The following is a 12,526-nucleotide window of genomic DNA, read 5'->3' as shown; positions in this document are numbered from 1 at the left end:
GTTAAATACCGATATTCAGTCCGAACATAAAGGTCTTAGCCATTGGATAACTTCCCCGATCAACACCAATGCTCAAATTAGCTTGTCCAAATGCGTTTACCTCCGGATCGAAACCCGTATAGGAAGTGAATGTCAATAGGTTCTGACCACTGACATATATCCGAAGGGAACGAAGATAGCGTGAGATCATCCGTTGGGGTAAGTTGTAGCCCAAGGTAACATTCCTTAACCTTAAAAACGAACCATCCTCTACCTGTTTGTTGGTAATACGCGATCCGAGCGCTGATCGGGGAATGTCGGTGTCTGTATTGGTGGGTGTCCACCTGTTCAGGGCATCGGGCACATTAATGTTCGTTTCGGCATTGAGGTTAAGATTCAAAATGCTGTTGCCTTGCACACCTTGGAAGAATACGCTAAGGTCAAGTCCGCCGTAGGAAATATTGTTGGTAAAACCGTAGAAAAAGTCGGGTTGCGCGTAGCCAAGAATAACCCGGTCATTCCCATCCAGCACGCCATCCTGATTGACGTCCTTATACCGGCGATCTCCCAGTTCAACATTGGGTTGCGGAGAGGCATCGATCTCTTCCTGGCTTTGGAAAAGCCCGTCTGTGAGATAACCATAGAATATGCCCACCGGCTCGCCCACCCGAAGTATGCCCGAATAAGGAATTTGCCTTCCTGGACTAGCCTGACCGGCAGGCCGCTCAAAATCACCACCCAAATCCAAGACCTTATTGCGGTTAAAGGTGATATTGAAGGATGTCTCCCACCGTAATGCGCGGTCTATATTTACGGTATTCAAGCTAAACTCTACGCCCTTGTTAAGCATACTGCCCGCGTTCTGTAATGCCGAAGTGAAGCCCGAACTCCCAGGGATGGCAACATCAAGCAGTAAATCGACCGTCTTCTTATGGTAAAAATCAGTGGTTATCTGAACACGTTCGTCAAATAAGGCAAGGTCGAGTCCGACATCAAACTGTGCAGTGGATTCCCACCGTAGATTGGGGTTGGCCACACGATTTGGCGCAAGGCCACTGGTGATCGCGCCGCCGACCGGATAATTATTATTCCCCAGTGCGGCCAGACTTTGATACTGAGGGATCTCCTGGTTACCCGTTACACCGTAACTAACCCGGAGTTTAAGGTCGTCGACAAACCGCACCGGTGCCATAAATCGCTCCTGCGACAAGCGCCATGCGACAGACCCGGATGGAAAAAAGCTGTATTTATTATCGGCGCCAAAGCGAGATGAGCCATCGATACGGCCCGTAAGGGTGGCAAGAAACCGGCCTTCGTAATCGTAATTAACCCGGGCAATGTATGATTCGAGTGCCCACTCATCTTTTCCGGACGACGGAGGAAGGGGAAATGCTCCGCTGTTCAGTGAATGATTTTCAAGGATATCGTTCACGAAACGTTGGGCGCCTGTTTGCGCGGACTCCCTGGAAAATGCTTGCCGGGTGAACCCCAATAGACCTGTAAAAGCGTGCTTATCAAACCGTCGCCGGTAAGTCAGCGTATTTTCATTTAACCAGCTAAAACTATTGATAAACCCTTGCCGTGCAATCGCATCTACCCCTTCATCCTGTATGGATGCCGGGTAATAAAAATCTTCCTTGAGGCTTATCTGGTCAGCGCCTAAACTTACTCTGGCCGTGAGGCCTTCAGCAATTTCATATTCCCCAAATAAATTACCTAATATGCGATTGGTTTTTACACTATTGGTTAACATATCTAAACGCGCAATGGGATTAACCACAAAGTTGCCGTCGTTGCTGAAAAAACGATTGTAGTTTCCTTCTTGGTCATAGACGGGCTCTGTTGGCGGTGTTGTTAAAAGTGCCGTAACCGAACCAATCGTAATGTTGCTGGCAGGATCCGTATCAGACGTTATCTGATGGTTGGTGGTACGTGACGCATTGAAGCTGGTACCAATATTCAGTTTCTTGCTGACTTTGCGATCGAGGTTGACCCTAAGGGAGCCCCGCTGGAGATCGGAGCCCCGGACGATGCCTTCTTGTCCAAAATAGTTACCGGAGACCGCATACCTCGTTTGCTCATCGCCTCCATTAAACGCTAATTGGTAATTCTGCACCGGTGCTGTCTGGAACCCTTCGCTCTGCCAATCCGTGCCTTCACCAAAAGATTGGGGGTCTGGATAGGGTTCTGGACGATTAAGGCGAATCGCTTGCTCATTCGCTAAGACCGCGAAATCCGATGCTCCCAGCAGCGGTATCTTGCGCCGTATGCTTTGCAATCCATAATAGGATTCGAAATTGACGTCGGACTTCCCCGCTTTACCTCGCTTCGTAGTGATGATCACAACACCGTTCGCACCCCTTGAGCCATAGATAGCCGTGGCCGACGCATCTTTTAAAATTTCCATCGATTCAATGTCGCTCGGATTGATGGAGGCCAGTACATTTGCAGGTTGCCCGTTATTCAACGCGCCGGTGGAGTATTGGTTGTTATCGTTGTATATTGGGAAACCGTCAATGACGTAAAGCGGCTCATTACCGGCGCTTAGCGAATTGCCCCCCCGGATCCGGACGGATGCATTGCCTCCGGGCGCGGAGGAAGATTGGGTCATTTGGACACCGGCAGCACGTCCTTGCAAAGCTTGGTCAGGTGATGTCAGGACAAGGTTTTTCAAATCCGATTCTGGTATTGACGATATGGAGCCGGTAATGTCCCGGCGCTGCTGGCTCCCATAACCAACCACTACTTCTTCCAATTGGTTTGATTGTAGCGTCAGACTTACATTCACTTCATTGTCTGATCCCAGACTGACGCTTAACTCTTCGTAACCGATCATGTGAAAGACTAAAGTCTTGGCATTACCCGGTATGGTCAAGCTAAAATGGCCTTGTACATTCGTTGGGGCGACTTGGGTTCCTTCGCCGACTTTTACCGAAACCCCTTCCAGCGGTTCACCGTTTTCATCTGTCACGCGGCCACGAATGACTCGTTCCTGCAATAAGGAAAACTCGCTTTTCTTATCCTTCTTCAAAGGAGGAGTAATAATCACGATGGTATTCTCCCAAATGTTATATGTCAAAGAAATAGGCGCTAATACAGCTTCCAGTGCACGCGTTAGACCAACTTTATTGAGCTGGATAGAGACACGGGTATTGGGATCCAAGAAACGATCATTGAAAACGACGGTGAAATCCGTCTGTGCCTCTATGCTTTCAAATACCTTAGCGATGGATGCATTTTTCACATTCAACGATATGGTTTGTGAACGCGTCTCGGCACTCAGGTGAAGGGAAACAATCAAAATTATAAAAGCAACCAACTTCATGATCCGCAAGATTTGGATAATATCATAAATAGGGTTCTTTTTCCCCCTCATTGGGGGAAAATCATAATTAATCATTACGTTTGTTAATTAATGTAGTTTACTAATCGGTTTATTTCACTTTGCTGTAGACTGGTTAGTCTAAACATCGGGGGAAGTGTTGGTCGCACTTCCCTTTTTTATTGTTATTGGTTGGACATTTTTCTCATTCTAAACATTTTATAAGTTAATAATTGGACAATTGCTTACCGGTTTATTTACCATTAACGATTAATTTTTTGTCTTCCAGACGGACATCGATTGTTGATACCTGAAATATATTCAACACGCCTTTTAACGATACGTCCCGATTCATTTTCCCACTGAATGTTTCTTGCGGGATTTCATTCCGGTATTCGACCTCCACATCGTACCAGCGCGAGATTTGCTTCATGATTTCTGTCAACGGTGTGCGCTGGAAATGGAACTGTCCGTTCTTCCAAGCGGTGTATGGACCGACATCTACCTTTTGCACATGAATATGCGTACCTTCGGCTCCGATAATTGACCGCTGGCCGGGCTGTAATACGGAGAATTCATTCCCCGACGCTACTTTGACCTTGCCTCGTACCAAGGTGGTTTTGATGTCGATATCGCCGGCATATGCCGATACGTTAAATTCCGTGCCCATGACTTCGATGGTTTGGTGCTGGCTAAGGACTTTGAAAGCTAATGGCTGTTGTCTGACGTCGAAATACGCTTCTCCTTCCAGCTCCACTACACGCTCATCCCCCTGAAAATGGACAGGATATTTAAGGGTGGAGGCCGAGTTAAGCCAAACTTTCGTCCCATCGGACAGCGTAATCTGGTAAATGCCACCCTTTGGCGTACGGAGTATGGCATAGTGTGCGGTGCGGCTTCCTGCGCACGCGCCAGGATCCTGACCTTCTAGCTTCCTTGCTCCAGCACCGAACACTACACTACCATCTCTATACCTCAGTTCATTCCCGATAACAATTCCTTCTTGCGCTTCACTCAAGTCGATGACACGGCCATCGGATAGGCTAAGGGTAGCACGGTTACCGCCGGGTTGGATATCCGCTACCTTTGCGGCATCGATTGGATGACCAACATTGGAATCATCACGGAAAACTCGAAGGCCTATCAATAGCAGGATAACAGCTGCAGCGGCGACATAGGGCCACAAGCGACGAACGCCAAAACGCTTCGGATGGGATTGCATACCTATCTGCTCCAACAGACGCTGGTACATACGGGTTTTCAACTGGTCGGCGTCATCCCCAGTGCCGGAAGGCACGACCACTTCAGTATCATCAAAATGATTGTACCAATGGACCAACTCTTCCAATTCCTGGTTGGTGATAGTACCTGTCGATAACTTGACGATAAGTTCATCGATTTTGTGGTCTTGCTTCATTGGTTTTACCGCTTTTTCTTATAGACACCAAAACAAAGCGGGGGGGTAGGTCATTTTTGGAAAAAACAATAAAACATCATGATCCAGGCTAGGATATCCAGGTTTCCCCGGATGTTACGATTGGCTTTTTTCAGGTGATACTTCACTGTATTCTCGGAAATATCCAATTCTTCTGCAATTTGTTTGTTCGTCTTCCCATCCTTTCGGCTCATTTCGAAAACAATCCGGCATTGGTCGGGCAAGGTTTTTATTGCCCGGTCGATCCGTTCCTGAAGCTCACGAACAATCAGCTCCAGTTCAGGAGAGGGATAACTGGTGTCAGGAATTTCATAGCTCGTTGCCCGCAAGCGTTCCCGATATCGCTTCAAACGCCTGTTGAAAACTTGGTTACGAACCGCCACACCGAGGTATGCTGACAGGTTTTCGTTTTCAATGCCGAACGACTCCCGCATTGTCCATAGCTTATGGAAAACATCTTGCACACACTCTTCGGCGTCTTGTTGGTCGCCCATCCGGTTCATGGATACTACAAACAATTTATCCCAGTACCGCTCGTAAATTTCCGAAAAAGCCACCTCATCGCCCTTTCGCAAACGGGTAACCAGTTCCTTATCAGTAAATCGTTGGTAATTAGACTGCATAGGTTATATTACGGGTAATTCTCGTTTTCAAGTTTAATAAATATTCCGCACTTTCAAGTGATGTGGTATGTTTTTTAAAATTCGTTAGCCTGCAATGACCTATTTCCTGCCTAGCTTTGGAACCTATTAATTATAACGGCGGATAATATAAAAACGTGATTCGCTATCGTACCCTTATACAGGAAAAATAGCGCACAACATATAAGATCCACTGACGATTGACGTAGCGTTATAGACCGGAATAAATGTTTACCATACACAAAAAAACTTTGAAGCCTCTCAACTTTTGTTACCTTTACCAATCTAACAATAAATCTAAGGCCAAAAACCAGTTGATCTATACATAGAACGGCTAAGCGAGATTATGAAAGTATCCACAGACCAGCAGCAATTATTGATTGCGATGAGGAATGGTAGCGAGGCAGCGTTTACTGCTTTATACGAGCTTCATTGGCAGAATCTGTTTACCTATGTAATGAAGGTGGTTAAAGATGAGGACGAGACTGCAGACATTATACAGGACATTTTCCTTAACCTATGGCTATCACGAGATAAGGTTCACCGCATCGAGGATCTGGATGCTTACCTTTTTATTATGGCGAGAAATACCAGTTTACAGCGCTTGGCAGCCAAATCTAAAAATAATAAACTCGTGGAAAGACTACAATGCTATTTGGCCGGTACGCACCAGACAGAAACAGATAAAATGATGTTTGGAAAGGAATTGAAAGAAATTGTGGATAAAGCCATAGCGCAACTTCCCAACAAAATGCGCGAAGTTTTTGTGCTCAGCAGAGAGGAAGACCTCTCCCACCGGGAAATTGCTAACCGTTTAAGCATCTCAGACAAGACTGTAAAAAAACAGGTTAGCTATGCGATAAGAATCATCAGGGCTTGTATCAAGGCTAAAATCCCTATACTGGTTTGCACGCTCCTCCTATTTATTTAACCTTTTTTTTATTTTCTCTACTACCAACTGGCTGTTTTTTAATCTTTATATAAAAGCAGCGGAAATTAAGCCTATATGAACCGAGCGGAAATTGAACGCCTTTTAGTAAAATATCGTCAAGGGGCATCCAGTCCTGAAGAGGAGCGTCTTCTCCACGAGTGGTTTGCCAATGAAGCGGAGCATAGCAAATGGGAATGGCAGGACCAACAGCAGATGTTGCAGATGAAAGCCCGAATCAAGCAGGTTTTAGATAAGCAAATCTACGCTTCTTCTTCTCCAAAACGCCTAACCCCCATATACCGATACGCCGCAGCGGCAGCTGCGCTCTTATTTTTGACCATAGGCCTGTGGTATTTTCTGGAAACAGATCGTGGACTTAAACATACGGAAGCAAGCTATGCGAACGAATCGGTCACTGCCGGGAGCAACGCTGCCATCTTGGTTTTAGAGGACGGCACTTCCTTACGATTAAATGATACCGATGATCCACTTGAAGTTACCAAGGCACACAGAAATACGCGAAAAGCCCTAAAAGGCGAACACAAACGCACCATTCATGTTCCGAAGGGTGGAAATTTCCAGCTTACCTTATCTGATGGCACCAAGGTGTGGATGAATGCCCAATCATCACTCACCTACCCGCTCTCATTTGATGGTAAAACGCGAGAGGTATCGCTGCTTGGTGAAGCCTACTTCGAAGTGGCTAAAGATGTACAAAAGCCCTTTAAAGTGCAATCGAAAGGTGACCTGATCCTAGTTACCGGCACTAAATTCAATTTAAAAGCCTACCCCGATGAACCGACGGTAGCGGTCGCGCTTCTAGAAGGAGGTGTCAACCTGCTGCACGAAGAATCAATCGTATCTGTTAAGCCCGGTCAACAGGCCGTAAGCCGCTTGGGCGAGTCACATATAACCTGTACTAACATCGACATTGAAAGCGAGATTGCCTGGCGGAATGGATACTTCGTTTTTGATAACCAAGATATAACTGCTGTTATGAACAGTTTGGCGAGATGGTATAATGTGGAAATCAACTTTGTTGATCCCCCCTCGTCCAGAAAATTTAACGGCACCTTTGCTAAATCCAGAAGCCTGGAAGAGGTACTCAACTTTCTCACAAAAGTAAGCGATATCCGATTTGAGCAAAAAGAAGGGAGGGTATACGTTATGCATTGATACGTTTATTTTCGATAGCTTATATGCAAAAAAAACCAGAAGTGATGCGAACACTCCTGGCTAACCAATTAATTGGCATATCAGGTGCTATCAATAACCCTATTCATTATTGAAATTTAACCTATAAACAAATGTATAAAAAAACTACTGCATTCAAACGCAGCCTGTATATCTGTGTCTCATTTAAACGATGCTTAAAGATGAAGCTCTGCCTTTCGATTTTGTTACTTTCGTTCATTCATGTCAGTGGCAGTAACCTGCTGGCACAGCACGTGAGCATACAGGAGAAAAAGATATCCATAAAAGCTGTGCTAAAACAGCTTAAAGCGCAGGCCAATATCGAATTTCTATATATGGCCGATGAGCTGGATGATCAGCAAAAAGTAAGTATTAACTTAAAAAACAAGCCGCTGCAGGAGGTGCTAGATGCATGTTTTAACGACCAGCCGGTAAACTATACCATCGATGGTGCCGTCGTGCTGATCAGCCGGAAGAATACGAAAACTATCACGCAGTCACCTTCCCAGCAAGAGAAGACGGTAACGGGCACGGTGCACGATGCATATGGCAATCCGCTAAGCGGTGCTTCTGTCACCCTGAAAAACACGCCGTCCACCAGCACTTCCGTACAATCGGATGGCAAATTTTCCATCCGCGTGCCGGCTAATGGTGTACTTATGGTTTCGTACTTGGGCTTCATTACGCAGGAGGTTCCAATTGAGGGTAAAGAAAACCTACAAATCATATTGGATGAGGAAAATGCCGAATTGGAAGAGGTCGTTGTTGTAGGCTATGGTACCGTTACCCGTAAAGATCTAACGGGATCCGTATCTTCCGTAAGTGCCAACCAGATACAGGATCTGGCCGTGCCACGATTAGATCAAGCCTTACTGGGTAAAATTCCAGGCGTGCAGGTGATGCCGGTATCCGGAGCACCGGGCGCCGAGCCTCAGATCCGGGTTCGGGGTGTAGGAAGCATTTCAGCAGGTTCCACCCCCCTTTATGTCGTGGATGGGTTTCCAATTGATAATATCCAGACACTGAACCCCAATGACATTGAAAGTATGGATATCTTGAAAGATGCATCGGCTACCGCCATATACGGCTCCAGAGGGGCCAACGGTGTAATCATCGTCAATACCAAAAGGGGGAAGACAGGTAAGCCTGTGCTCGGCTTCGATGCCTATTATGGCTTACAATCCATCTCTAAGTCGCCGAGCTTTATGAACGTACAACAGCAGGCACAATATTATTACGACGGTATACGCAACCGTAATATTGACGTCAACAATGCTATTTCCGGAGACCCCGCGCAATGGGGCTTTACCGTTCCACAGACCGTTCTCGATGTATTAAATGGCACCAATACGACCAATATAGATGCCCTTGATTATGTCTTGCAAACCGCTCCACAGCAACAATACCAGCTTTCGGCGAACGGTGGAAGCGAAAATGTTAAATATGCCGTTAGCGGCGAATTTCTGGATCAGGAAGGTATTATTATTAATAGCGATTTTAGACGCTATTCGTTCAGAAGTAACCTGGATGCCAAACTAAGCGATAAGCTTAACATACAACTCAACCTAAACGGCGCCTTTACTGATGAGAATAGAGTAACCGAAAGTGGCTGGGGCGGTGGAGCCAATCAAAGCATTGTCTCGCAGGCAACGTCCGCCCAATACTATTATCCCGTATTAAATAATGACGGTTCCTATTTCATCTATCGCGACTTAGATGCCTCCACTAACCTTTTTAACCCACTGGCACTCGCCACTGATATCAAAAACTCGGTGCAGATGGCTCGGTTTTTAGGAAATATCAATGCTTCCTACGCCTTTAGCGATTCCTGGAAATTGAATCTCATGGCCGGTGCAACTTACAACAGCTTGAAAGATATGCGATTTGTTCCGCAGCTGCCTGCGTTTTTAAATAGTCCGCCAAACGGAACCGACAATACCGCTATGACCTTAAATTGGATTACAGAAACGACCCTTAATTATAGTAAAACATTTGGTGACCATAGCCTTACAGCATTGGTAGGATTCTCGAGTCAGCAGGAAACGATCAAAGACAATTTTTTGGAAAGCAACAATTTTCCAAACAATTTAGTTCCCTATTTAAGTGCCGTTAGTGGCATTTTTACCGATGGTAGTGCCAACCGAAACGACTGGTCGCTGGTCTCTTACCTATCCCGTTTTAATTATAACTATAAAAGCAAATATTACCTGACTGCCTCGGTAAGAACGGATGGATCTTCGCGTTTCGGCAGCGACAGCAAATATGGATTTTTCCCTTCTGCGGCATTCGCATGGCGGCTTTCTGAAGAAGGATTCCTACGCAATGTGGAGGTATTAAACGACCTTAAAATGCGCCTAAGTTATGGGCAGACCGGCAACAACAACATCGGCAACTACGAGCATTTTGCTACGGTCATGTATTACCGATATAATCTCGGCGGATCTCCGGTAGGCGGCTATGCGCCTGACCGTTTAGCTAACCCCAATTTAACCTGGGAGAAACAACGTTCATTAAACCTGGGGGTGGATGCTACGCTATTGAAAAACAGAATCTCGGTGACGTTCGATTATTTCAACTCGAGGAATACTGACCTACTGCTAAACGTTAACGTTCCAGCCATCACTGGGTTTAACACCACCTTACAAAATATAGGTGAAGTGGAAAATACCGGCTTCGAATTTGTATTAAATACGCAGAATATCAAAACCGCCTTTACTTGGAGTACTGATCTCAACCTATCCACCTACCGCAATAAAGTTTTACGCTTAGGGCCAACTGGCGACCCCATTATCTCTGCCCGCCATATCACGATGATAGGACAGCCCATTGGCATGTTTTACGGTTTACAGACAGATGGTGTTTTCCTTAATCAACAAGAGCTTGATGCGGGCCCGATTTATAATCCTGGAGCACCAGATCGCTCACGGGTGGGAGATCAGCGTTTCCTGGACGTCAGTGGCCCGAATGGTGTTCCTGATGGCGTAATCAACAGCTACGACTATACCATCATCGGCTCCCCTTATCCTGATTTTTATTATGGCATGACCAATCGCTTCTCTTATAAAAACTGGAATCTCAGTATCAGCTTACAAGGCGCTTATGGCAATCAGATTACCAGCACGGCCAACGACATACGCCTTACCACCCGCTCAAGGAGTAAGACGCTTGACACACAACTAAATTACTGGCGTTCGGAAGCCGATCCGGGAGATGGCCTGACACCGCGTCCGAACGATGCGCCTACGGGGGGAGTGCGTACCGTAAGCGACCGATACCTTGACTCTGGCAGTTACCTGCGTATTAATAACATAACACTAGGCTATATGCTTCCATCTGCTATGGTAGAAAGTATGAAAATGAGTTCATTCCGGATTTATCTCAGTGCAAATAACCCATTCTTGTTTACAAAAAACACCTCATTCAATCCAGACGTAAGCACTGGGATCGATGCACTCACCCCGGGGATTGATTACAATAACTATCCACTACCGAAGAGTTTTATCTTAGGAATTAATGCCCGTTTTTAACCAAAGCTATTAAACCGATGAATACAATATATCAAAACAGTAAACGATTATACTTTCGAGGATTACTTTTCTTTTTATTGACCTTGAGTGTATCCTGTAGCAAGAACTTTATCGATCTGGCTCCCGAGTCAACCACCACCACGGATCTTTTATATCAAACCGACAGTCATTTTCAAGATGCTGTTAATGCTTGTTATACCGCCATGCAGGAGCAGTACCAGAATTTCTGGATTTTTGCGGATGTTCCGGGAGAGGATGTGGCCCAGGAAGTTGTTAAAAACGATGCCTGGTATTTTGCTGACGCCTTCACTATGCCGGATAATGTAGAGATGTTACACGATACCTGGAGCAATTATTACGTGGTTATCAACCGCGCCAATATCATTTTGGAGAAAATAGAGGAAGCGGACGAGTCCCTGCTGCAAAGTAAAGACCGACATATAGGGGAAGCAAAATTCCTTCGCGCTATGGCTTACTTTGACCTGGTGCGGATATTCGGAGGAGTACCCCTCATCACACAAACCCTGGCGCCTCACGATGCTTACGCAATTGGACGGACCGACGTACAGCAGGTATATAACGAACTGATCATACCCGATCTGCTTGATGCCGCCGCTCGTTTGCCGCGCAGTTACAGCGGAACACATATCGGCCGTGCCACTTCCGGAGCAGCCCTGGCAATGCTTGGACGCGTATACCTCACAACTGGTGATTTTGTGAATGCAGAGCTTACTTTACAGGAAGTAACCACAATGGGTTACGCCCTGTTACCCCACTTTGAAGACCTTTATGATTATGGACTTGATGAACATCACAGTGAGTACATATTTGATATAGAATACGAGGAAGGTCTGGGTAACCAGGGTAGCGTTTTTACCCATCGCTTTATGCCGAATTCCTCCGCAATGGCCGATTTTTATGATATCAGAGGAGGGGAGCTATCAGAGACATTTTCACCGACCGACCAATTACGAGCACTCTTTATAGAAGAAGATCAGCGTCGTGATATAACCGTTGGTGTATCTGGTGGATTTTATGATGCCAGCGGGAGCTTTCAGCGCTTACCTCAAGCTACCTCACAGAACTATACTAAAAAATATATTACTCCGGTACAGCTTGTAAACGACAGCCGGGCGAACTGGAAAGTTATCCGTTACGCTGATGTCTTGCTGATGTATGCCGAAGCACTGAATGAAAACGGGAAAACGAGTGAGGCGTTGGCGCCACTGAACGCCGTACGCTCACGGGCAGGCCTAAGCCCTTATGACCTTAGCGCTCCGGATGACATCCGGGAAAAAATCTATTTGGAGCGGCGTATGGAATTGGCATTTGAGGGGCATCGTTGGTTCGACTTACTGCGAACGGGCCGCGCGCTGGATGTCTTAGCTCCTTTGGGCATGCAAAGCTTTCGGGTACTGTTTCCAATTCCACTCAGCCAAATACAGGTAATTAATAATCCGGCAATATTTCCGCAGAATCCAGGCTATAATTAAAGAT

At 46.0% G+C, this 12,526-nt stretch carries 7 protein-coding genes; 4 read left to right on the top strand and 3 right to left on the bottom strand.

Annotation, left to right across the window (positions count from 1 at the left end):
- Position 1: 1 nt before the first annotated feature.
- The 3 genes from H8S90_RS10215 to H8S90_RS10205 all read right to left on the bottom strand — a co-directional run bounded on the left by H8S90_RS10215 (position 2) and on the right by H8S90_RS10205 (position 5,359).
- Positions 2 to 3,355, bottom strand: coding sequence for a TonB-dependent receptor (locus tag H8S90_RS10215; RefSeq protein WP_187342439.1), 3,354 nt, complete (start codon positions 3,353 to 3,355; stop codon positions 2 to 4).
- 199 nt (positions 3,356 to 3,554) lie between these two features.
- Positions 3,555 to 4,718, bottom strand: coding sequence for a FecR family protein (locus H8S90_RS10210; RefSeq protein WP_187342438.1), 1,164 nt, complete (start codon positions 4,716 to 4,718; stop codon positions 3,555 to 3,557).
- A 50-nt stretch (positions 4,719 to 4,768) separates the two neighbouring features.
- Positions 4,769 to 5,359: an RNA polymerase sigma factor gene (locus H8S90_RS10205; protein ID WP_187342437.1), complete on the bottom strand. Its 591-nt coding sequence runs from the start codon at positions 5,357 to 5,359 to the stop codon at positions 4,769 to 4,771.
- A 364-nt stretch (positions 5,360 to 5,723) separates the two neighbouring features.
- Here H8S90_RS10205 and H8S90_RS10200 point away from each other — a divergent pair, with 364 nt between their 5' ends.
- The 4 genes from H8S90_RS10200 (at position 5,724) to H8S90_RS10185 (ending at position 12,522) form a co-directional block, all read left to right on the top strand.
- Positions 5,724 to 6,308: an RNA polymerase sigma factor gene (locus H8S90_RS10200; protein ID WP_187342436.1), complete on the top strand. Its 585-nt coding sequence runs from the start codon at positions 5,724 to 5,726 to the stop codon at positions 6,306 to 6,308.
- 75 nt (positions 6,309 to 6,383) lie between these two features.
- Positions 6,384 to 7,484 carry a FecR family protein gene (locus H8S90_RS10195; protein WP_187342435.1) on the top strand — a complete coding sequence of 367 codons (1,101 nt, stop codon included), beginning with the start codon at positions 6,384 to 6,386 and terminating at the stop codon, positions 7,482 to 7,484.
- Between the two features lie 200 nt (positions 7,485 to 7,684).
- Complete coding sequence (locus tag H8S90_RS10190; protein ID WP_222852279.1) at positions 7,685 to 11,029, top strand: TonB-dependent receptor; 3,345 nt, start codon at positions 7,685 to 7,687, stop codon at positions 11,027 to 11,029.
- Between the two features lie 17 nt (positions 11,030 to 11,046).
- Positions 11,047 to 12,522, top strand: a complete 1,476-nt coding sequence (locus H8S90_RS10185) for a RagB/SusD family nutrient uptake outer membrane protein (protein ID WP_187342434.1) — start codon at positions 11,047 to 11,049, stop codon at positions 12,520 to 12,522.
- Positions 12,523 to 12,526 lie beyond the last annotated feature (4 nt).

Origin of the sequence: Olivibacter sp. SDN3 (assembly GCF_014334135.1) — a bacterium.
Classification (GTDB): Bacteria; Bacteroidota; Bacteroidia; order Sphingobacteriales; family Sphingobacteriaceae; genus Olivibacter.
The sequence above is the reverse complement of the archived record's forward strand: the minus strand, read 5'-3'. Positions and strand labels throughout refer to the sequence as shown.